The following is a 21,894-nucleotide window of genomic DNA, read 5'->3' as shown; positions in this document are numbered from 1 at the left end:
TTGAGCGTTGTCGTATAGAAATTAATAAAAGTATCTATCAAATAAACATTATAAAATAAATTCTCTTTTTTCTGTGGTATAATGAAAATCAGAAAAATGTCATGGTAAGCGATATAAAAGTTTTAATTCATTTTCTTTGTTTTTATGGAAGATACTGGAATTCATGCTTACTTACAAACATCTTACACTTCTTTTGCATTCAAGACGATTTCTGATGAATACCTAGAGAACGGTATTCCGCATATTGATATGATATTGGAGAATAAACGATGAACAACACTTTTGAAGAAATTTTAGAAAAAATAAAAGCTTACGATACCATTATTATCCACCGTCATCAACGTCCCGACCCTGACGCTCTCGGTAGTCAAGTCGGGCTTCGTGATATTATCAGACATAATTTTCCAGAAAAAAAAGTCTTGGCGACTGGGAAAGACGAGCCAACTCTTACTTGGTTGACAAAAATGGATACTGTCTCTGATGATGATTACCAAGGCTCTTTAGTTATTGTTACCGATACTGCAAACACGCCACGTGTTGACGATGACCGCTATACGAAAGGTGACTTTCTGATTAAAATCGACCATCACCCTAATGACGATGCTTACGGTGATTTGCTTTATGTTGATACAACTGCTTCTAGCGCTAGCGAAATCATCACCGATTTTGCCCTTTCAACTAATCTAGCTTTGTCAAATGAGGCAGCTCGCCTGCTTTATTGTGGTATCGTCGGTGATACTGGACGTTTCCTTTATCCTGCAACAACAAGCAAAACGCTCTCAATTGCGAGCAAGCTACGCGAATATGATTTTGATTTTTCAACACTAGCTCGTCAAATGGACTCGTTTTCATTTAAAATTGCTAAACTTCAAGGCTACGTTTTTGACAATCTTGAAGTTGATGAAAATGGCGCTGCTCGTGTGGTATTGACACAGGATACCATGAAAAAATTCAACGTAACTGATGCTGAAATATCTGCCATCGTTGGAACGCCTGGAAAAATCGATTGTATCCAATCATGGGCAATTTTTGTCGAACAAGATGATAAACATTACCGTGTGCGTCTCCGTAGTAAATCACAGGTTATCAATGAAATCGCTAAACGCCACGGCGGTGGCGGACACCCATTAGCCAGCGGAGCGAATTCTTATAGCCTTGAAGAAAACGACAAAATTTACCAAGAAATCAAAGACTTACTAACACCAAAAGACTAAGCTATCCCTTGATAGGCTTGACTTAATGACAACTTGATTTTAATTCAATTAATTTGCTTAAAAGTCTTGTCAAATATCGCATTATTTGATAAACTATAGAAGTTAAAATAACTATGGTGCGTCAAAAAAGTACCATGGCAGAAAGGAAATCTTTTAACAATGAAACAAAACATCCATCCAGAATACCGTCCAGTAGTGTTCATGGACACAACTACTGGTTACAAATTCCTTAGCGGTTCTACAAAATCTTCTAACGAAACTGTGGAATTTGAAGGCGCTACTTATCCACTTGTACGTGTGGAAATCTCATCAGATTCTCACCCATTCTACACTGGACGCCAAAAATTCACACAAGTAGACGGTCGTGTGGATCGCTTCAACAAAAAATACGGTCTCAAATAAGAAACCGCATTTTACAGGAAAGTCATTTTCGAGCAATCGAAATGGCTTTTTTTATTTTGCCGCGTTGTAAAATAAAGTGCAACAAAAAAAGACATGTTCGTCTGATATACTAGAATTCCCCAACTTAGTATAGAAAGGCGATGAACATGTCCCAAACTCATTCTACCAAAAAGTCTCGTTATTCTCACTTATCACCCTCTGAGCGAGGTGAAATTAGTGCCTATTTGAAGATGGGGAAAAAGCCTGCTGAGATTGCCCGTCTATTAGGGCGAAATCGTTCGACAATTACCCGTGAGATTAAGCTTGGCACAGTAATACAAGTCCAAAATAAAAATGGAAAACAAATTTATTATCAAACCTATTTCGCTGACAGTGGTCAACGTACCTATGAAGAAAATCGGAAAAAGAGTACCTACCTGAAATTGGAGCAGTGCTCTCCGACTTTCTTTGAAAAACTAGATAAGACTGTTAAATCCAATGTTCGTCGACATAGTGTAGATACGTTTGTTCACGAATACAAAGAGGAACAGCCAACAGAAACCATTCCTTCAACGAAGACATTATATCGCTATATCGCAGCTGGTTTTATTTTTATCAAGCCAATAGATTTACCGAAGATGGTGAGTATCAGAAAGCGGCCTAAATATCAAACAACAGTCAATAAGAAGCCACTTGGAAAATCTATTGAAGAGCGTCCAGAAACGATTAATAACCGTTCTGAGTTTGGGCACAAGGAGAGGCTGTTATCACGACCTTGGTCGAACGTCAAACACGATTTGCCTTGGCGTGTAAGCTACCGAATAAGCAAGCAGAAACCATCAATGAAGTTGTAAAAACTCTTGGCTGAACACCCGATTACTTCTATCACATCAGATAACGGCTCTGAATTCAGTCTCTTATCGGATTTAGAAGAGGTTGATATTTCCTTCGCCCATCCTTATTCCTCTCATGAAAGAGGAACAAACGAGAATTTTAACGGTCTTTTGAGAGAGATTCTCCCTAAAGGACAATAAAGGACAATCTTTCAACTCATTAACCGAAAAGGAACTCGTACATTATATTGAAGCTATCAATGAGAAGCCTAGACGACTTCATCATTACAAAACTGCAAAATTTCTGTTTGCGCTAGTCCAAACAACCTAACAATGGAATACTAGCCTATTCAAGATCTTGTTGCACTTGATTTAACAATGTGCTCTTTTTTTATTTTCAAAATAATGTAAAAAAAGAGGAGAAAATTCCTCTTTTCTATTTTATTGACCAATGAAGCTAAACCATGCTTCGTCTTCTGCTAGGATGGCTGCTGTTGTGTAAGAACCACGGTATTCATTCCAGACATGGTCTGAATTGTCCTCGCTACTTGTTTCTTCCTCTGTGCTTGCTGGTTCATCGTAGGCTGTCAAACCATATTGCTCAATTAAAGCATTTAATTTATCAGCGTAAGATGTGTCTGTGGCATACAAACCAGTCAAGGCTGCCGTGGCATCTTGATAAGATGTAGTGTTAGATTTCCACGTTCCAGAATACAAATCCCAGCTAAGCAAATTAGCGTAATCATTCAACGAATCGCTTAAACTATCATATGACCTGAATGCTTGGTCAACTTCGTAAGTATTGCCATTTCCGTCATCTTCCCAAGTTAGCATGGTCACAGAATTGCCATTGTAACTTCCCTTGATACCAAAGAAATTATAATAAGGAGACTGGCTGAGCGCAGACTGCCCACTACTTGATTCTAAGACAGATTGTGCAATCATCACAGAAGCGTAGAGATTACGATCTTGCCCAATTTGTCGTGCTGTTTCGCCAATGCTTGCAATAAAATCAACTGTTGCTATATCTGATGTTTCCGAAGATTCTGCGACAACCGCTTTTGTAGAATGTTGAAAACAAAGGTTAACACCCAAGGTAATACAAGTAACTACAGTTGCGCAGGTTAAAAAGAACTTTGTAATACGCTTTTCTTTCACGGTGTCTCCTTAATTGTAAGTGCTATCTTAATTCATTATAACAAAGTTTTCAGAAGCTGACAACGCACTCAAAAATCGTCTATTGTCACACTGATAATTCAATCTGCAAGAACTTACAAGCTTGTTTAATTGTTCATCAAAAAACCAGAACCGAAGTTGGCACTGCCCCCGTTAGTAGGACAAAAGAAAAACACTATTGTAAGACATGTTTCCTGTATTCAACAGGAGACATATCTTTTAAGTTCCGTTGAATTCTAGTTTCATTATAAAATGTGATATAGTTTTTGACAATATCTGTTATACTATCTCTATTGAGGTTTCTCCAGTTATGGATATAAAAGGTTTCAGACTTTAGAACGGAGTGAAACCATTCAATGCAGGCATTATCTGCAGGTCTTCCTTTACGGGACATGGAGCGGGTGAGGCCTTTGAAGTGTAGACAGAACCTTGGTCGCTATGAAGAATAGCTTCTCTGGGGAGTTCTAGTTGATTCAGTGTATCTAATACAAAATCTGTATTTTGCACATCAGAAATAGAATAAGCGATAATTTCACGATTGAACAAATTCATGATAGAGGAAAGGTAGAGCTTACAATTTCCAAAGTATAAGTAAGTAATATCCGTTACCAGCTTATGAAGCGGTTTGCTTGATTGGAAGTCCCTGTCCATCTTGTTATCGATAACATAGTAAGGTTTGCCAAGATTTGGGAATTTCTTAGGCTTAGTACGACACAACCATTCATTCTCTTTCATGATTCGATACACTTTCTTGGCATTGACAACCAGTCCGTATTCTTTGAACAACAAGCGAGTAATCGTACGATAGCCATAGATAAATTGAGATTTCAGACAGAGCTCTTCTATCCTATTGTAACCTTGTCAAATTTACTTTCTCCATTGTCTAGACTTTTTAACCAACGGTAATAGGTAGATTTAGGGGCATTGAAGCACTGAAAAATCTGTTGAATGGGATAATCTTGTTTATAGACTTTAACCAGCTTGATGATGGCTACTTTGTCTGGTTTCTCGTCAAGCTGCGATACTTTTTTAGAAGTTTCACCTGTAATTTCAATTGACCCAGTTCAGATAATTCCTTCCTCTCTTTTCCGTAGCTATACTGTTTCCCAACCGGCTGGTAAAAGCGATAGAGTTCATCATTTTGGTACCATTTCCACCAAGTATAAACTTGACTTTTATTTTTTACTCCTAAGGTTTCCATGATAACCTTTGTGGACTTGCCTGCTTTCTTCATCTCGATAGAGGCAAGTTTGGTTTCTAAAGAATAAGCTTTTTTCACCATAATAAAACACTCCTGAGTTCTAGTTTACCAGAATTCTAGGAGTGTTTTTCTATTGTCTCACTTTATGGGTGCAGTGCCGTTCTGGTTAACTTGTATTACAAGTTTTTCTTTTTCTTAGCTAATTTGGTCATTGATATGTCAATATCAGCAATGTGTTTGACCAATTCATCGGTTAATAAAACGTCATCGTCATCCGAATTTAGGTCGATTTGATAGGTTAACGTCAAATGTTCACCGCTATGACCACTCTTCAATGATACCAATTCAATATCTCGACAAAATTGGTGTAAGATGTGGCGGATTAACTTTTCATCTTTTCGGTCTTTTGGCAAATCAATCACCAAATGTCTCACCGTTTGTCCCGAACTAAAGAAGGTCGTTTTTTCCAAGCCAAATCACCAAGATAGCAATTGTTGACAAAATAGCTAAAGTTAAGTACCCCATTCCTGTACTTAATACGATAGTCATTGTTAAAAAGAGTGCCAATAATTCACGCGCACCACCTGCGGCTGAGCGAAAACGTACCAAACTAAATGTTCCAGCTACGGCAACACTTGTTCTCAGACTACCATTCACCAAGCAAATAATCACTGACAATAAGCGGGGTTTTAATTTCTATGATGACTTTTCCGTCACCGAATAGCTCACTACCGTAATTTCCCCTTGATTTTTCTACATCATAATCACGATAAGTAACATTTTGGTCAACTGTCACACGAATTTTCCTTGGTGGTTGCCCTTTAATATGATGTTTTTCTTTAAAAGAAGAACGTTCATAATAAATCAACATACGTGCACTCAAGTCACCATATCGTTCTTTAAGTGTATTCAATTCATCGATTAAAAGTTGGTCTTCGATTGTGGCATGTGTCAATTTCCCACTTTCAATAAATTGTTTAATAGCGCCTATTTCCGAAACCAAACGGAATTTATGACCGGTACCTTCGGCGTCTTTTTTCTTTAATTCCAAAAAGGCTTGGCTATCTTCTGTCGGATTTGTGACGTAAGTTCGCATACAAATCTTTTCGCGACCATTTTTCTTTGCAATCGAGTCCTGAATGACTTGGAAATCTGTTGTGTCAAAATAAATATTAGTAATTATTGATGTCGGATATTCATCCTCTACAAGGTGTTCTTTCAAATCATCTCAAATAGCTCCTAGTTTTTCTTTATCCAAAACATACTTTTTCTCAATGCGTTTAAAACTAGTCTCCAATGCTTTAACCATATTCAGCACCTCTTCTTTGATATTTCCCAAATTACTTCCCTTTGCTTACATAACGCTTAGCATTTTACTGAAACTTCTTTATTTTTTTATTAAAATAAAATATTTTTTCACTAACGAAGAACAACAAAGTGGTAACAGGTATCATATTTCAAACAAAAAATCTGAAACGTTTTGTTTCAGATTTTTTAGCTATTTTTGATGAGGTTGTTTTTAGTGGGCAACAATTTCTTGTGCGATTTCTTGACCTGTTAAGCTAGTTGGATAATAAGTTGGCCAGTTATCCATTTCTTCAAGAAGCGTGTCATGGCTTTCACCACCCCAGAAAATGTGGAAATGCTCAGCATCTGTTGTTGTGATGTTGTGGTCACTAAATTGGACGTATTTGAATTCACCAGCATTTTCATCATCTGTTTCAAACAAATAACGGACACCACGGTTACCTTTTTCATAAGTCAAAATCTTGTAACCTACATATTTATAAGTAAACTTGTATTTCTCACCGTTTTTGATAAATGTAATGGTATTCTTTTTACCGCTGATATTGGTTTGTTCAACGTCTGTCTTGTAACCTGTTGTGTAGTATTCCTTATATTCTTCGGCTGTTTTTTCACCTTTTGAAGCTTTAGCTTTGTATTCCCAAACTTGATCCAATGTGCCATCAAGAAGATATGGGTAAACTGATTGCCATTTACCAGACCAATCGCTCAATGAACGGTCGGTAACATCTTTATCTTTGAAGTAACCATTTTGAACAGTCTTGGTTGTGTCTGTTTCAGTTTTGATAGTCTTACCAGCGACATCTGTTGTCAATTGCAAAGCTTTCAAATTTTCTTCCATAACTGAGAAATAATCTTCACCAGCTTTGATTTGTTTGCTTGTTAAGCTTTCAATCGGATTTAACACCGCTGTTTTGACCCCTGCTTCAGCTGCTAAAGTTGAAGTAACTTTACTTGACGCATTTTCTTCAAAGTAAATGTATTTAATGTCGTATTTTTTGACATATTTTGTTAAACTTGCTAAACGTTTTGCTGATGGTTCTGATTCAGCTGACACACCAGTGATTGGAATTTGTGTCAAACCGTAATCAAGTGCTAAATAACCAAAAGCAGCGTGCTGTGTGACAAAACTTGTTTGTTTGGCATTTGACAATGCTTCTGTGTATTCAGCATCTAAATCATTTAATTTTTTAATGTAAGCAGCTGCGTTGCTATTGAAAGTATCAGCTTTATCAGGATATTTTGCAACAAAAGCGTCACGGATATTTTCAACTAATGTGATAGCGCGTTTTGGTGAGAGCCAAACATGTGGGTTATATTCGTGAGTATGATTGTCATCACTATCTTCTTCGTCTTCATCAGCTGTTCCTGCCATTAATAGCATATCTCCTGTTGATTTAACAACTGTTAAACTGTCTGAATCAATGGATTTTTCAACACTGTCAACCCATGTTTCCATACTATCGTCCATATAGACAAAAACATCAGCGTCTGAAATCATTGCAATATTTTTGGTAGATGGTTCAAAATCGTGTGGTTCAGTTCCTGCTTTGATCAACATGGTTACATCTGCGGTATCTCCCGTAACAGCTTTGGTAAATTCATAAACAGGATAGAAAGTTGTGACAACATCAATCTTGTCATCTGCCGAAACTTGCTTGATATGGCTGATTTGCCAAGCAAATAAAAATGCAACTAAATTTATCAATAAAAGAAATTTCTTCTTCATGACAACTCCTTTTCTTAACTAGTTAATAGTTTACTGGTTAAGTATATCATAATTTAAGTTTTTTGCAAGGTTTTTTCTCACAAAAATTATTTTTTTTCATGCAAAAACAAAGAAACCCTATGAAATCAATGGTTTCATAGGATGTTTATGTGAGGTGAGAGTTCGAGGATTACTTACACTCTTTCCAGTAATAATAGATAAGATAAAACGTGGCAGATAGTCCAAAAACTCGATATACCATTAATAAGCCAAATCGATCTGCAATAAGCCTTGCTAAAAAATCTGCTAACATAAAACTTATTGACATGGCAAAATTATACAAAGACCAAGCTACGGCACGATTTTCCTTAATCGTTTGATTCATTTTTAACATCAATTGGTTATTATAGTTAGCATTTAAAATTCTAATCAATAAAAATAGTAAGATTATCAGATGAACTTCTGTTTGCATGGAAATTAATACGACTAATATTGGGATAACCAAAGTATATTTCCACTCAATTTTTAAATAGCTTCTTAATGCCATTCCTAAATTAAACAAAAACAGGATAATGCCTAAAACATCTAAAGAAATTTCCTTGTCTGTCAATAAAAGGCTAGCATAAGAATTATTTACCATAATAAGAGTTGTAAAACTAACCCCTAATATCATTAACTGCCATGGTGCTAAGCGAATTCCTGACAATAATGCTGAAGCTTCCTTTGAATCTGATTTTACGATTTTATTTGGCAGCTTCAACAGACAAATCAAGCTAATCATCACAAAGCTAATGGATAATATTAATGGATATAAGACACTTTGTTTTAGTAAGAATGGCGAAATAATTGTTACCAAAGCAATAAAAACACACTTTATCGTATTTGAATTTTTAAGGAATTTAGCATACTCTTGTTCATTAGCTAAAACATCAAAATTAAAGGAAACTAATGTTCCTGAAGATAATGATTCAGATAAGCCCATGAATACGGCTGCTAGAAAAGCAAAAACTAGTTTTCCATTCATTAACGCCCCTAAAGCAACTAATAAAAAGAGGTGCGATAATATTAATAATCGCTGATAACCAAATTTTTGAGCACAAATACTTAGCGGCAAATCAAAAGCTGTTCCAAACAGTTCTGTTACTACGGATAATGTCCCAATAACCGTATAAGAAAATCCAAGTTGCCTTAAAAGCAAAAGACTAACGAAATAATAAGGCAAACTCGCATTAAAAACATTCATCAATAGCAAAGCTCGATACCGATTTACTGGCATGCTTTACTCCTTACCTTTCCCTATTAATCTCTCAAGATGCTTTTGGTATTTTTGGGCAAGTTGGTCGCTAGATGCTAATGTCAACACTTTAATGGGATTTTGCATTTCAAGAATGGCTTGTTCGCTCTGCGATTTTTTAAACTGATAAAAATATTTGCCATAATGAAAGACTAGTCTTTCATAGAGTTCTGTTTCAGTCAATGAAGCCGCTGTTAATTGTTTTTCAAAATAAAGGCATCAGATAATTCATCCCGTTCAACACACATCAAGTAGCTATTTAACAAGATATCTAATCTCAATTGGCGATTTGCTGGTAGGTCCTGATAAACTGCTGTTCGTTGGTTTAATTCTTCTGACAAGCGTATAAAAGTTCTGTGATTAAAGGCAACGAGGGCGTTTTTGAAAAGCAATAATTCGTAGCAACCCCAATTTTCTACACTGAACAGATACTCACTCAAGTAAGCAAGCTCATCTGCTAAGTCGTCTTCTTCTTTTGACAAATCATGAAGATAAATCCTGATTAAAATCGTGTTCAAGTGTTGAAACAGCTCATTTGCTGTATTGTCACCTCGCTCTGCTGCTAACAAATATTCTAAACCAGCAACATCTTGCACTGAACGATAGTAATGAATTCTTTCTAATAATCTCTCTCAATGATTACGCTGAGAATCTCCCGCAACGTGCATAAACTCAGCAATTGGCACATTCATTTCCTCTAAAACTAAAGCAAGTCTTGTTATCGTTAAATCTGTCTTTCCTTGCTCAAAACGTGATAATTGTGATGTTGAGACTCCTGCTTTAGCGACATCTCACAACGTTAATCCTCGTGATACACGGTATTTTTTAAATAATTTTCCCAAATGCTTCATCGTCAATCTCCTTTACTGAATCTTATTTTATCTTCACGATTGAAAGAAAAATGAAATTTTTCAGTTTTTTCATTTCACATTCTATCACGCTATCTTTATTAAATCTATACTTTTGAACAAAAAATCCCTCTTGCTTAAGATTCAAGAGGGAATGATACTATTAATCACTGACTGAGAAGCGGTTTGTCATGAGATTACTTGCGTCAAAGAGGATTTTGTTTAACAGTTTTTGAGTTTCTTCTTGGACAAAGTCACTCATGGCTTGGTTTTCGGCATCAAAGTCAATCTTTTCTCCGTTTGCTAAAAGGGCATCGACACGTTTGATTCGTGCATGTCCTGCTGCCATTGTTTTTTCGATATAATCTTCAATATCACCTTCATGTTGGTGGAAATGTGGGTCAGCAATTGCTGCAATAAGACGATTTACCCAATAGAATGAGTCTGTTGAGACATTTTCGCCAGTATTGTCAAAATAGGCTGGTGTCGTTGAAATTTGAGTAAAGAATGGCACCATTGTTCCAAATGGCATTGAACCGTATGCCAACCATTGAATTCCTGTGGTATCGTGCGGTTGATCTGGGCGCAATTGAAGAATGGCTGTTTGACTAGTGCGGTTGATACCAATTGTGCGGAAGGCACGTTGTGTGACTGCATTTCCTTCTGGTCCGTACGGGTCAAATTCTGTGTCTTGGTAATGATTGCTCAAAACGTATTTAACATCTTCGATCGTAATTTTACGGTAAGGTTTTTGTGCCCATGGAATAAAGAAACTACGTGGGTCTTGTTCAATTTCTGGGTTTAAGAAACGTTGCATTGCCCAAGCACGTGGTGTATTGTAGTGACGGTCTTTATCACGTTGGCTACCAAAAGCATAGCGTGGGTTAAAGCATTCATTTGAGTAAGTCAAATCCAAGTTATTGCTTTCGATGAAATCACGCAAATCTTTTGAATACATGTACTCATTTGGGTTGTTGAACTCAAAGTGATCAATACCGAGCTGATTAGGATTTGTGACGTAACAATCATCTGGGACACGACGAGCAATCCAATGGTGACCACCAATGGTTTCCAACCACCAAATTTCATTAACATCAGAAAAGGCAACACCGTTTGATTCGTAAGTGCCATATTGTTCAAGGATAGCACCGAGACGTTCTACCCCTTCACGTGCTGTACGAACGTAAGGAAGTACCAATGTCAACATATCTTCCTCACCAATACCAGATTCAACTAAAGGGTCAGCTCCTAGAACACGCGCATTAGTCGTAATGGTTTCAGTTTCGCTCATGGCAACATTGGCTTCGTTGATACCAGCTTCGCCCCAGATACCGTCTTTACGCAAGGCATCTGGCACTGACGTGTAGCGCATTGGATTATCTGGTAAATCCATTTCAAATGAAGACAAGACTGATTTGTAATGACGTGGTTGGTCTTCTGGTTTCACCACGATAAATTGTTTTGGCGTAAAATCGCCACTTTGTGAATCTTCCGTACGTGCAATAATGGTTGAACCATCATAAGACGCTTTTTTACCTACTAATATTGTTGTACATGCCATAATACGCTTCTCCTTTTACTTTCTATAATTCATCTGCTATTTTATTAATCTTACGTAATCTGTGGTTAACACCACTCTTGGTCAATGTGCTTTCCAAATGATCAGCAATTTGTTGAATGGAATAATCTGGATTTTCAACACGGATTTTAGCCACTTGTTGAAGTTCAATTGGCAAAGTTTCAAGTCCAACCGTATCCATGATTTTAATGATATTATTGATTGTTTTCATGCTAGCTGTCACTGTTTTGGCAATGTTTGCCGTATCCGCATTATTAGCACGATTGACGTCGTTGCGCGTCTCACGCATAATCTTAATTTCTTCAAAAACATCTTTACATTCCATAGCACCAATAACCAAAAGAAAATCCATAATGTCTTCTGCTTTTTGCAAATAAGTTACCGCACCATTTTTATGTTCAATGACCTTGGCATCAAGAATAAATTTTCGCATCAAATTCGTTAAATCTTCGGCGTGGTCTTGGTAAACCGAAAAAATTTCCAGCTGATATTTTCCAGATTCTGGATCACGAATGGTTCCAGTCGCCAAAAAAGCGCCGCGCAAATAAGCGCGTCCCTTATCATCATCTTCTAAAATAGTTGGGTTAATTCCCATTTCAATGCCAAAGAAAGAATCCGCTAACTGCAAGTCATTCAAGATTTCTCTGACATTTTCTACCACAAAAACATTGTAAACACGATTTTTACGCAGATTTGTCTTTTGGTGGTATTTAATTTCTGGCTGAACATGGTAAAGATTTTCAATCAATTCATAAATATGACGAGCGATTTTAGCATTTTCCGTTATGATAGACAAAGTAAGTCCGTCTCCTGTCAAGCCAAGGCTACCAGACATTTTAATGATTGCTGATAATTCGCTCTTATCAAACCGCGATAAATTGAGCAGCTCTTCTTTCACTTTTACTGTAAAACTCATCGCTTCCTAATCCTCACCAAATTCATTAATTCCTCAACGACAAAGTCTCCATTGTGAAAAGCTCCACCATTTTCCAAACGCAAGAAATCTGATGAAATCACACGTTTCACCTGCTTGCGAAGTCCTGCAAAATCATGTTCTACTTGAACCAAATACTCATCAAATTCGTTAGAATTCATGTAATCTTGCGGCACTTCTTGGATATTAACCAAAACGGTGTCAATCACATCTTTACCAAGGTGGCGGTTGAGCACTTCAACATGGTCAGCGTCAGTAAAATGCTCAGTCTCACCATATTGGGTCATGATGTTACAAACGTAAGCCACTTCTGCGGGGGTTTCAAGCAAGGCTTTCTTGATTTCTGGAATGACAAGATTGGGCAGAATTGAGGTAAAAAGCGAACCAGGTCCCAGAACAATCATATCACTATTCATAATCGCATCAACAACTTTTCGACTAGCAGTCGGTTCTTCATTGTTATAAGTATTTGTGACATAAACGTGGTCAATAATACCTTTATAATCAGCAATATGACTTTCACCAATAACTTCGTGACCGTCTTTGAAAACAGCATGTAAAGTCAATGGATTTTCACTGGCTGGGTAAATCTTTCCTGTGACATGGAAAAATTTTGTTAACAATTGCATGGCATTGTAGGTTGAACCTTGCATTTCTGCAATACCTGAAATAATCAAATTGCCAAGCGGATGTCCTGCCAAAGCACCATCAGTTTCAGCGAAACGATATTGAAAAACTTTTTCGTAGAATTTTGGCATATCACTCATCGCCACAAGGACGTTACGAAGGTCGCCTGGAGGTGTTAGCTGCGTTACGGAGCGCAAAGTTCCAGAGCTACCACCATCATCAGCCACCGTCACAATCGCTGTGATGTCAACTTCTTCATGCCGTAAGCTATTTAAAATAACGGGAATTCCCGTTCCTCCACCGATAACAGTAATTTTAGGTTTTCTCATGAACGATTCACAGTCTCCTTGCGACGATTTTTATCACGGTGGGTTTCATTGACAACCCAATTTTCTTTCAATTCTTCTGCCAAACGGTGCGCAAAGGCGACACTACGGTGTTGACCACCTGTACAACCAATGGCAATCGTCAAAACAGATTTTCCTTCTTTTTGATACCCTGGCAAAATTGGTTTAATCAAGCCTGTCAAATGTTGATAGAAATCTTCAGATTCTTCATGATTCATGACGTAATCATAGACTTCTTGTTCGAGTCCTGTTTGGTCACGGAGTTCTGGTTTGTAGTAGGGATTTGGCAAGAAACGCACATCAAATACCAAATCAGCATCTAGCGGTAAGCCATACTTAAAGCCAAAACTCATTACTTCGATACGGAAGGATGCTTGATTTTCCTCACTTGAAAATTGCTCTGAAATGGTTTTACGGAGTTGACGTGGTGTGAGTTCTGTTGTATCAACCACATTTTGGCTCAAATTTTTCAGCGGTGCTAACAATTCACGCTCAAGTTTGATACCATCTAAAATACGTCCGTCAGCTGCCAATGGATGACTACGACGCGTTTCTTTATAACGAGCAACCAATTCACCATCTGTCGCATCCAAGAATAAAATTTTAAAATCAACTTTTGGATTGGCATCGATTTTATCAAGAACAGAATTGATTTCATTAAAAAAGAGGCGACTACGCATGTCGACTACGAGTGCCACACGATTATTGTCGCTAGATTGTTCAATTAGCTCAATAAATTTTGGTACCAAAGCTGGTGGCATATTATCAATCGTGAAATAACCCAAATCTTCAAATGATTGAATTGCCACCGTTTTACCAGCTCCACTCATCCCAGTTACAATAACTAAGTTAATACTTTTGTCAGACATAATTGTCCCCCTTTTATCTGCTAGTTTTATTATAACAAAATTCAGCTTAAAGATTGATTAGAAAAAACTTTTCACACAAAATTTAGGGAATGAGACAAATAAAGTCCCCAGTGGAGACTTTATTCATAGCCTAAAAATTAAAAAGCGAATCAGTAGTTTCGTAGAAACTTGATTTCTCAGCAAGTCTTAATTTCCTATTGCTGACCTAAAACGGTCTATTCCTAGACTGTTTTTGACACTTACTTCGTAAGTTTTATTTCCCGATTATAAAGGTTCCCCAAACCTTTATAACTCACTCCCGCATAGCTCGAAAGATTTGGGGAATCTTTCGAGGTGGTAAATAAAGTCAAGTGAAGCTTGATGTCAAGTAGGGTTGTAAAAGCTGATTTATCAGCGCATTAGAAGCCAATCAGTTGTGATTGATTGCTCAAACAATTGAGAATTGTTTGAGGTTGGAAATCTAGTTTGCAAAGCAAGTGTCAAAAAGTACCTAATCAATTATGCATGGGAAACTCTAAGTTGACTAAAGTCAACAGAGTTTCTCCAAACCACTGCGTATGCTCTTATTACAACTGCATAAGCAATGAGGCTTGTCCCTGTCTCCGAATAAACGCCGCCTGAGGCAATACATTCTAGCCAGTCTTGAGTAGCTTTCTGATTTCCAGCCATCTCATTATACAGCCCTAAACCATTTTCACTAGCTACTGTAAACGGTCGACGCATAAGTAGATTGGCATTTAGAAAAGCTGATAACCAAGGTGTGACATACCGTTCACGAATTGATTTATCTGGCAGCTGACGGATACCTGCCGTGCTATCAACATGCCATTCGCCCCAGTGCCCTAGTCCTCCTAATTCGATAAAACTGATAAACTCATCATCACCCCAACGTTCTCCCATTGCTTGAACAGCCTTTTCATAAGCAGCAATCAATACTTCACTTTCATAGTTAGGTAAAAAACCTTTCCCATAATCCGAATCGTATCAATCCTCTGCATCATCTAGACGATTGTAAAGCCAGTCTGGAATATCTTTATGCTTTTCGTTACTCGGATAATCTAAGATAAAACATAAAACAAGATGTTTTCCCTCACTACGCCATCTATCAAATTGATTTTCAGATTCAATGTCATCCCAATTATAAACGCCTTCTTGCGATTCTAATTCTCTCCAAGTAATATCAACATACAAAAGCGTAACATCATCTGTCACCGTTTCTTCAGTCGCCACAGGCGCATATCCCATTAAACCATTAAAGGATTGCTAACGACCTCTGTTGAATAAGTAAATTGCTTCTTCACACTTCCAACTTTTACAACATAAACCACACAGAACAAGAGAACCAACGCTAATATAGTCAGTAAAGTAATCATCATACTTTTCTTCATACCTACCCTCTCCTAAAAAATTGCCTTAATTCTGTGTTTGTTTTAATGCATTCATTTCCTCAAGTAAGTCTTTATTTTGCTTTTGCAATTCAACAACTTGGTCAGTAATTGATGCCAACATCTCTGTTTGTAATTTTTGAATTTCTAACAAATCTGATTGGTCTTGTTGCACCAAGTGGTCAAGTTTTGTATGCAATAGCCGAATGCCTTCTTCTGAAACTTTGTTGACATTGTAATCATTTTTTGCTTGCAAACGATCATAATCTGATGCACGATTTTGACTCATCAGAATCAAAGGAGCTTGGATTGCAGCAATTGTCGATAATGCCAAATTTAGCAAAATAAACGGATATTCATCAAAGGCAATTCCAAAAGGCTTAATGACATTTATTGCCATCCAAATTACCATAAAAACAATAAATGAAATGATAAATGTCCATGAACCACCAAAACGTGCCACATCATCAGCAATTCGTTGACCAAAGGTGGTTTTCTTATCCAACTGGTCTTGCACGTCCAATGCCGTGTAATTCTTTCCATTAGCGACATCATAAACCGATTCTCGGACAAACTCATTCTTACGATTGGCTTTATCAATCATTGTATCCAAAAATAGCATCCTATAATGCGTTAAATTTCTATGACTGATAAAATCATTATCCGATAGTTCAGGATGTTCTTGCTTGATAATCCCACGCAAACGAACATCTAGCTCAGAAAGGAAGACTCCTTCCACCATTGGATATAATTGATTATTAATACCATCATAAATTAGCTCTTCATCACTCATAGATTCCCTCTTTCTATTTGCCTCATTATAGCAAAATTAAACTAAAAAAGCTGATTTCTCAGCTTTGGAATGACTATTTTGAATGTCTTGATCAATCTTCTCGATCAATAATAACGCCCATAACGGTTAGGTGTCCATTGCTGATGAGGGTTAGGACCAAGCGTGCTAGCTCTTTAGCCGGCATAGAAAAATCCGATTTTATCCACCATAGCAAAGTGCCTGTAAAAATACTGGTTAAGTAAGCGACGATAAACTCTGTTGGAACTTGCTCACCAGATTCTGTAACGTTCAGTTTGGCAAGCAGGTGATCATATTTTTCATGGAGAAGGCTACTGAATTCTTCTTGCATGACTTCTTGCGAAATGCTGCGCAGAACAATTTTAGCAATGGCTGAATTTTTCTCCAAACCATGGTAAAAATCAGTCAATAATTTTTCAGCTCGTTTCACTTTGACACGGTCACCATTTGTGATTTGAGCACCGTCAATCATGTCAGACATTTGGTCCAAAACTTGCTGTTGAATCCCACTTTGGAGTTCATCCTTATCCGCATAGTGCGCATAAAAAGTGGCACGATTAATCATTGCTTCGTCAGCAATATCTTGCACTGTAATTTTTTCGTAAGGTTTTTCGCTGAGCAGTTTGGCAAAAGCATCAAAAATTAATTTTTCAGTTCTTAAATAACGAATATCCGTAAATTTCATCGGTTCATTCCTCCGAGATAAGCAACACTTTGTCGAATATATGTTGTTTAAACAACACAACTTTAAAAATTAGCGATTGAATTTGACAAAGAGCATTCTATAATACTATTATAGCAAACAGTTTGTTGAATAAGCAACAGATTGTTAACAGGGTAACACTGTGTCAGGTAAACCAAAGAAAGGAAAAAATAGTGTTAAAGACCTATTTGCGTGGATAAGAGTGAAAAATTTCTAAGAATTTCGTTTTTCATCTCACTCCCACCGCCTTCTAACACTTTTGGTATTTATATATGTATAAAGCAGGTATAGATGTCGGATCGACAACTGTTAAAGTTGTCATCTTCGACGATAAGTATCAATTATTATTCACACGTTATGAACGTCACTTTTCAGATGTTAAAACGGCAACAATTAAAGTTTTAAAGGAAGCTATTTCAGAAATCGGCGACCAAACCGTCAGTATTGCTATCACTGGTTCAGGGGGAATGGGGTTGGCAGATGTGGCAAAAATTCCGTTTGTTCAGGAAGTTATTGCTGCTACCACTACCGTTGAAAAATTCATTCCACAAACCGATGTTGTTATCGAACTTGGTGGTGAAGATGCTAAGATGACATTCTTTGGAGATACCCTTGAACAACGCATGAACGGAACATGTGCTGGTGGTACAGGTGCTTTCATTGACCAAATGGCAGAACTTTTGAAAACAGATGCCAACGGCGTTAATGAATTAGCCAAAGGTTACGAAACAATTTACCCAATCGCTAGCCGTTGTGGGGTATTTGCCAAGACAGACGTCCAACCATTGATTAATGAAGGGGCTCGCAAAGAGGACATTGCAGCTTCTATTTTCCAAGCCGTTATTAATCAAACCATTGCTGGTTTGGCTTCAGGGCGTAAAATTTCTGGAAATATTGCCTTTCTTGGCGGACCACTATTCTTCATGAGTGAACTTCGTCAACGTTTCATTGAAACACTCAATATTAAACCAGAAAATGTTATTTTCCCTGAAAATCCGCAACTTTTCGTTGCCATGGGAGCTGCCTTAGATGAAGAACAAGCGCAATTAGCACTATCAGAAATCATTCATAACCTTGAAAATAATACTTCAAAATCGCTAGTTCCTAAAAATACACTAGATGTTCTTTTCAAAGATCAAGCTGAATTAGACGCTTGGCGTGCTCGCCATAATGAAGCAAGCGTTGACTATAAAGATATTGCTAAAGCTTCTGGTCCAGTATTTCTAGGAATTGATGCAGGTTCAACAACCTCAAAAGTTGTCTTGGCTGACCCCGATGGTGCTATTTTATTCCAACACTATGGCAACAACCAAGGACAACCACTTGAAAATGTTATCGAAATTCTTAAAGAAGTTTATCGCCAATTACCAGACACAGCCTTTATCGCACGCTCTTGCGTAACAGGTTATGGTGAAAATTTGATTAGAGCAGCCCTGCACGTTGACTATGGTGAAGTCGAAACCGTTGCTCACTTCAAAGCTGCTAATTACTTCAACCCTGGTGTTGATTTCATTCTCGATATTGGTGGGCAAGATATGAAAGCCCTGAGCGTTCAAGACGGCGCCCTCTCAAGTATTCAATTGAACGAAGCTTGTTCATCTGGTTGTGGTTCTTTCATCGAAACCTTTGCCAAATCACTTAAATACGACGTTAAAGACTTTGCACAAGTTGCTTTACTAGCTGAACACCCTGTTGACCTCGGTTCAAAATGTACAGTGTTCATGAACTCAAAAGTCAAACAAGTACAAAAAGAAGGCGCTACTGTTGCTGATATTTCTGCAGGGCTTTCTTATTCTGTTATCAAAAATGCGCTTTATAAGGTTATTAAACTCAAACGTCCTGAAGATTTAGGTGAAAAAATTGTTGTTCAAGGCGGTACTTTCTACAATGAAGCGGTGCTCCGTGCCTTTGAATTGGTCAGTGAACGCGAAGTTGTTCGTCCAAGTATTGCTGGTCTGATGGGAGCTTACGGCTGCGCCATTATTGCCCAAGAAAAATACGAAGACGAAACCGCTCAAGCACCTGCCGTTGAAATGGCAACAGTCTAGTAAAAGGAGGGAAGCATGACCGAAACATTACTTGAACATAATCGTGCCAAATCAAGCTTAATGGGGCTTGACGAACTAGATCATTTCACAACCCAAAAAGAATTCACACGTTGCGGACTTTGTGAAAATAACTGCGCATTGACGGTTACGATTTTCAACGATGGCTCAAAATTTGTCACTGGTAACCGTTGTGAACGCGGAGCTGAAAAAGTCACTAAAATCAAATTTGACCGCAGCAATCAAAAAGAAAATCTTGTTGATTATAAATATAAAAAACTCTTTAAATTCAAAGCACTTGCTAGACGAGATGCTGTACATGGCATTATCGGTGTTCCTCGTGTGCTTAACATGTATGAAAATTACCCACTTTGGCACACTATCTTAACAGACCTTGGTTTCCGTGTTCAACTTTCTCCAAAATCTGATAAAAAATTATTTGAAAAAGGGATTGAAACTATTCCTAGTGATACCGTTTGTTATCCTGCCAAAATGGTACATGGACACATTCAAAGTTTGATTGACCGAAAAGTTGACGCTATTCTCTACCCAAGTGTTATTTACGAACAAATCGAAAATAGCAAAGCGCCTAATCACTACAACTGCCCAATCGTTCAAAGTTACCCAGAAGTTATTGAAAAAAATATGGACCCTATCCGTAATGGTGAGGTGAAGTATTTCCATCCATTTGTTAACTTGGCTGACCACGAATCTGTTGTAAAATCATTGATTAAAGCTTTCAGCGAATACAAAGATATTACAGCTGAAGATATTCAAAATGCTGTTGAACATGGTTATCAAGCGCTAGCTGATTTCAAACAAGATTTGCAAGATAAATCTGATGAGCTCTTATCTACTCTTGCTCTCAAAAGTGAAAAGGCTATTGTCCTTTCAGGTCGTCCATATCACCTCGACCCTGAAATCAACCATGGTATTGCTAATATCATCACGCAAGAAGGCTTCCATGTTTTGACAGAAGATATGGTAGCTGGTCTTGAAGAAGTTTCAGGACTTCGTGTTGTGAACCAATGGGTTTACCATTCTCGCCTTTATGCGGCTGCCAAGGTGGTTTCTAAGAATCCAAACCTTGAGCTTGTTCAACTAAACAGCTTTGGTTGCGGACTTGACGCGGTAACAACTGACCAAGTCGAAGAAATCATGCGTGGTCACAACAAACTATATACCGTGCTCAAAATTGACGAAGGTAGCAACCTCGGTGCTATCCGAATTCGTCTCCGTTCCCTCAAAGCCGCCGTTGAAGAACGTGATAAAAAATTCAAAAAAGCTAATCTTGACCACATTTTCAACCAAGCACCACAATTTGATAGCCAATTCGATGAGGAAGAAGAACGCAAAGAACCTGTCTTTACTAAAGAAATGAAAAAGACACACACGCTTCTTATGCCAATGCTTTCTCCAATTCACCAAAATGGTCTTATCGAAGAAGCCTTCAAACACGCTGGCTACAACGTTGTCAATTTACCTGCAATGGACAGAAAAGCCGTTGATGTCGGATTGAAATTCGTCCATAATGATGCCTGCTACCCTGCTATCATTTCTATCGGTCAATTGATTGAAGCTCTTCAAAGCGGCGAATATGACCTTGATAATACCAGCGTTATGATGACCCAAACTGGTGGTGGTTGCCGTGCAACCAACTACATTCCACTTCTACGTAAAGCTCTGAAAGACGCTGGTTTCCCTCAAGTTCCTGTGGTTTCCATTTCTATGGGAAATCAAGGTACCGAAGAAACACCAGGTTGGAGCCTCACTTATTCATTCGTCAAGCGCCTACTCATCAGCGTTTTGTATGGTGATTTATTCGAACGTGTGCTCTATCGTGTTCGCCCATACGAAGCCGTTCCAGGCTCTGCTAACGCTCTTTATGATAAATGGCTTGAAATTGCTCGTAAAAATGTGAGATCAGGTTCATATTTTGAATTTAATCATAACATGAAACGTATCATCAAAGAGTTTGATACCCTTGAAACCGTTGATTTTGGACAAAAACCTCGTGTCGGTGTCGTTGGAGAAATCCTTGTCAAATACGCTCCAACAGCTAATAACGACATCGTTGCTATCATTGAAAATGAAGGTGGTGAAGCCGTTGTTCCTGACCTTATTGGCTTTATGAATTATTCACTTTTCAACCAAATTTGGAAAGCTGACGAGCTTAATATGAGCCAAAAAGCTAAACACTTCGCTAAACTTGGTATTGATGCCATTAATCTCCTTGAAAAACCAATGAATAAAGTCCTTGAAAAATCTGAACGCTTTGAAGGCATTGAGTCTATCTATGACATTGCCGAAGGTGCTTCTAAGATTATTTCAATTGGTAACCATACTGGTGAAGGTTGGTTCCTAACAGGTGAAATGATTGAATTGCTCAACAATGATGTCAAAAATATTGTCTGTCTCCAACCATTCGGTTGTTTGCCAAACCATATCGTTGGTAAAGGTATGGTTAAAGAACTTCGTCGTCAATACAAGGGTGCTAATATTGCTCCAATCGATTACGACCCAGGTTCATCAGAGGTTAACCAATTAAACCGCATTCGCTTGATGATGACAACTGCCAAGAAAATGCAAAAAGCAACACTCACAAGCGCTAATTAATACAAAAAAACTCCCGCT

The 21,894-nt window shown here is 37.8% G+C and carries 18 protein-coding genes and 4 pseudogenes; 5 read left to right on the top strand and 17 right to left on the bottom strand.

Annotation, left to right across the window (positions count from 1 at the left end; genetic code table 11):
- Nucleotides 1-269: 269 nt before the first annotated feature.
- From SMA_RS03580 to SMA_RS03570, 3 genes and pseudogenes are all read left to right on the top strand, one after another.
- Nucleotides 270-1,214, top strand: a complete 945-nt coding sequence (locus SMA_RS03580) for a DHH family phosphoesterase (protein WP_014294261.1) — start codon at nucleotides 270-272, stop codon at nucleotides 1,212-1,214.
- Nucleotides 1,215-1,373: 159 nt separating this feature from the next.
- The gene (locus tag SMA_RS03575) at nucleotides 1,374-1,616 is read left to right on the top strand and encodes a type B 50S ribosomal protein L31 (protein WP_014294260.1); all 243 of its coding nucleotides are present in this window, start codon (nucleotides 1,374-1,376) and stop codon (nucleotides 1,614-1,616) included.
- Nucleotides 1,617-1,762: 146 nt separating this feature from the next.
- Nucleotides 1,763-2,759, top strand: a pseudogene (locus SMA_RS03570) (IS30 family transposase).
- Nucleotides 2,760-2,869: 110 nt separating this feature from the next.
- Here the strand turns inward: SMA_RS03570 and SMA_RS03565 are convergent.
- The 17 genes and pseudogenes from SMA_RS03565 to SMA_RS03495 form a co-directional block, all read right to left on the bottom strand.
- On the bottom strand, nucleotides 2,870-3,586 hold the full coding sequence (locus SMA_RS03565) for a glucosaminidase domain-containing protein (protein WP_014294257.1): 717 nt from the start codon (nucleotides 3,584-3,586) through the stop codon (nucleotides 2,870-2,872).
- A 193-nt stretch (nucleotides 3,587-3,779) separates the two neighbouring features.
- Nucleotides 3,780-4,889, bottom strand: a pseudogene (locus tag SMA_RS10835) (IS3 family transposase).
- A gap of 92 nt (nucleotides 4,890-4,981) precedes the next feature.
- Nucleotides 4,982-5,275, bottom strand: coding sequence for a hypothetical protein (locus SMA_RS11945; RefSeq protein ID WP_081498571.1), 294 nt, complete (start codon nucleotides 5,273-5,275; stop codon nucleotides 4,982-4,984).
- Complete coding sequence (locus tag SMA_RS11940) at nucleotides 5,253-5,483, bottom strand: DUF4956 domain-containing protein (protein ID WP_230937525.1); 231 nt, start codon at nucleotides 5,481-5,483, stop codon at nucleotides 5,253-5,255. The genes SMA_RS11945 and SMA_RS11940 overlap by 23 nt, the downstream gene beginning before the upstream one ends.
- Complete coding sequence (locus SMA_RS03545) at nucleotides 5,452-6,027, bottom strand: VTC domain-containing protein (RefSeq protein ID WP_051673265.1); 576 nt, start codon at nucleotides 6,025-6,027, stop codon at nucleotides 5,452-5,454. The genes SMA_RS11940 and SMA_RS03545 overlap by 32 nt, the downstream gene beginning before the upstream one ends.
- Before the next feature lie 297 nt (nucleotides 6,028-6,324).
- The gene (locus tag SMA_RS03540) at nucleotides 6,325-7,839 is read right to left on the bottom strand and encodes a zinc ABC transporter substrate-binding protein AdcA (protein ID WP_014294253.1); all 1,515 of its coding nucleotides are present in this window, start codon (nucleotides 7,837-7,839) and stop codon (nucleotides 6,325-6,327) included.
- A 169-nt stretch (nucleotides 7,840-8,008) separates the two neighbouring features.
- Entirely contained in the window at nucleotides 8,009-9,094 is a 1,086-nt protein-coding gene (locus SMA_RS03535; protein ID WP_014294252.1) for a hypothetical protein, read from the bottom strand.
- Between the two features lie 81 nt (nucleotides 9,095-9,175).
- A pseudogene (locus tag SMA_RS11930) lies at nucleotides 9,176-9,708 on the bottom strand (Rgg family transcriptional regulator); the annotation flags it as partial.
- 36 nt (nucleotides 9,709-9,744) lie between these two features.
- A pseudogene (locus SMA_RS11925) lies at nucleotides 9,745-9,843 on the bottom strand (helix-turn-helix domain-containing protein); the annotation flags it as partial.
- A gap of 280 nt (nucleotides 9,844-10,123) precedes the next feature.
- The gene (locus SMA_RS03525) at nucleotides 10,124-11,521 is read right to left on the bottom strand and encodes a C69 family dipeptidase (protein ID WP_014294249.1); all 1,398 of its coding nucleotides are present in this window, start codon (nucleotides 11,519-11,521) and stop codon (nucleotides 10,124-10,126) included.
- Between the two features lie 22 nt (nucleotides 11,522-11,543).
- A complete protein-coding gene (whiA, locus tag SMA_RS03520) occupies nucleotides 11,544-12,455 on the bottom strand; it encodes a DNA-binding protein WhiA (protein ID WP_014294248.1) in 912 nt (303 codons plus the stop codon).
- Nucleotides 12,452-13,429: a YvcK family protein gene (locus tag SMA_RS03515; RefSeq protein WP_014294247.1), complete on the bottom strand. Its 978-nt coding sequence runs from the start codon at nucleotides 13,427-13,429 to the stop codon at nucleotides 12,452-12,454. The genes whiA and SMA_RS03515 overlap by 4 nt, the downstream gene beginning before the upstream one ends.
- A complete protein-coding gene (gene rapZ, locus SMA_RS03510; protein WP_014294246.1) occupies nucleotides 13,426-14,316 on the bottom strand; it encodes an RNase adapter RapZ in 891 nt (296 codons plus the stop codon). The genes SMA_RS03515 and rapZ overlap by 4 nt, the downstream gene beginning before the upstream one ends.
- 498 nt (nucleotides 14,317-14,814) lie before the next feature.
- The gene (locus SMA_RS11920; protein ID WP_318248496.1) at nucleotides 14,815-15,249 is read right to left on the bottom strand and encodes a hypothetical protein; all 435 of its coding nucleotides are present in this window, start codon (nucleotides 15,247-15,249) and stop codon (nucleotides 14,815-14,817) included.
- A gap of 51 nt (nucleotides 15,250-15,300) precedes the next feature.
- Nucleotides 15,301-15,546 carry a hypothetical protein gene (locus tag SMA_RS11915; RefSeq protein WP_318248495.1) on the bottom strand — a complete coding sequence of 82 codons (246 nt, stop codon included), beginning with the start codon at nucleotides 15,544-15,546 and terminating at the stop codon, nucleotides 15,301-15,303.
- Nucleotides 15,547-15,729: 183 nt separating this feature from the next.
- Nucleotides 15,730-16,494: a DUF1003 domain-containing protein gene (locus tag SMA_RS03500; RefSeq protein WP_014294244.1), complete on the bottom strand. Its 765-nt coding sequence runs from the start codon at nucleotides 16,492-16,494 to the stop codon at nucleotides 15,730-15,732.
- Nucleotides 16,495-16,585: 91 nt separating this feature from the next.
- Nucleotides 16,586-17,197 (bottom strand): TetR/AcrR family transcriptional regulator, encoded by a 612-nt coding sequence (locus tag SMA_RS03495; RefSeq protein WP_014294243.1) that lies wholly within the window; start codon nucleotides 17,195-17,197, stop codon nucleotides 16,586-16,588.
- A gap of 290 nt (nucleotides 17,198-17,487) precedes the next feature.
- Between SMA_RS03495 and SMA_RS11910 the strand changes: the two genes are divergently transcribed.
- On the top strand, nucleotides 17,488-19,263 hold the full coding sequence (locus SMA_RS11910; protein ID WP_014294242.1) for an acyl-CoA dehydratase activase: 1,776 nt from the start codon (nucleotides 17,488-17,490) through the stop codon (nucleotides 19,261-19,263).
- 15 nt (nucleotides 19,264-19,278) lie between these two features.
- Complete coding sequence (locus tag SMA_RS11905; protein ID WP_014294241.1) at nucleotides 19,279-21,876, top strand: acyl-CoA dehydratase activase-related protein; 2,598 nt, start codon at nucleotides 19,279-19,281, stop codon at nucleotides 21,874-21,876.
- Nucleotides 21,877-21,894: the final 18 nt, after the last annotated feature.

The sequence above is a fragment of the Streptococcus macedonicus ACA-DC 198 genome, assembly GCA_000283635.1.
Lineage (GTDB): Bacteria > Bacillota > Bacilli > Lactobacillales > Streptococcaceae > Streptococcus > Streptococcus macedonicus.
The sequence above is the reverse complement of the archived record's forward strand: the minus strand, read 5'-3'. Positions and strand labels throughout refer to the sequence as shown.

Excerpts from the sequence above, each read along its gene's own strand:
- SMA_RS03580 (WP_014294261.1), top strand. The coding sequence starts at position 270 with ATGAACAACACTTTTGAAGAAATTTTAGAAAAAATAAAAGCTTACGAT.
- SMA_RS03575 (WP_014294260.1), top strand. The coding sequence starts at position 1,374 with ATGAAACAAAACATCCATCCAGAATACCGTCCAGTAGTGTTCATGGAC.
- SMA_RS03540 (WP_014294253.1), bottom strand. The coding sequence starts at position 7,839 with ATGAAGAAGAAATTTCTTTTATTGATAAATTTAGTTGCATTTTTATTT.
- SMA_RS03535 (WP_014294252.1), bottom strand. The coding sequence starts at position 9,094 with ATGCCAGTAAATCGGTATCGAGCTTTGCTATTGATGAATGTTTTTAAT.
- SMA_RS03525 (WP_014294249.1), bottom strand. The coding sequence starts at position 11,521 with ATGGCATGTACAACAATATTAGTAGGTAAAAAAGCGTCTTATGATGGT.
- whiA (WP_014294248.1), bottom strand. The coding sequence starts at position 12,455 with ATGAGTTTTACAGTAAAAGTGAAAGAAGAGCTGCTCAATTTATCGCGG.
- SMA_RS03515 (WP_014294247.1), bottom strand. The coding sequence starts at position 13,429 with ATGAGAAAACCTAAAATTACTGTTATCGGTGGAGGAACGGGAATTCCC.
- rapZ (WP_014294246.1), bottom strand. The coding sequence starts at position 14,316 with ATGTCTGACAAAAGTATTAACTTAGTTATTGTAACTGGGATGAGTGGA.
- SMA_RS03500 (WP_014294244.1), bottom strand. The coding sequence starts at position 16,494 with ATGAGTGATGAAGAGCTAATTTATGATGGTATTAATAATCAATTATAT.
- SMA_RS03495 (WP_014294243.1), bottom strand. The coding sequence starts at position 17,197 with ATGAAATTTACGGATATTCGTTATTTAAGAACTGAAAAATTAATTTTT.
- SMA_RS11910 (WP_014294242.1), top strand. The coding sequence starts at position 17,488 with ATGTATAAAGCAGGTATAGATGTCGGATCGACAACTGTTAAAGTTGTC.
- SMA_RS11905 (WP_014294241.1), top strand. The coding sequence starts at position 19,279 with ATGACCGAAACATTACTTGAACATAATCGTGCCAAATCAAGCTTAATG.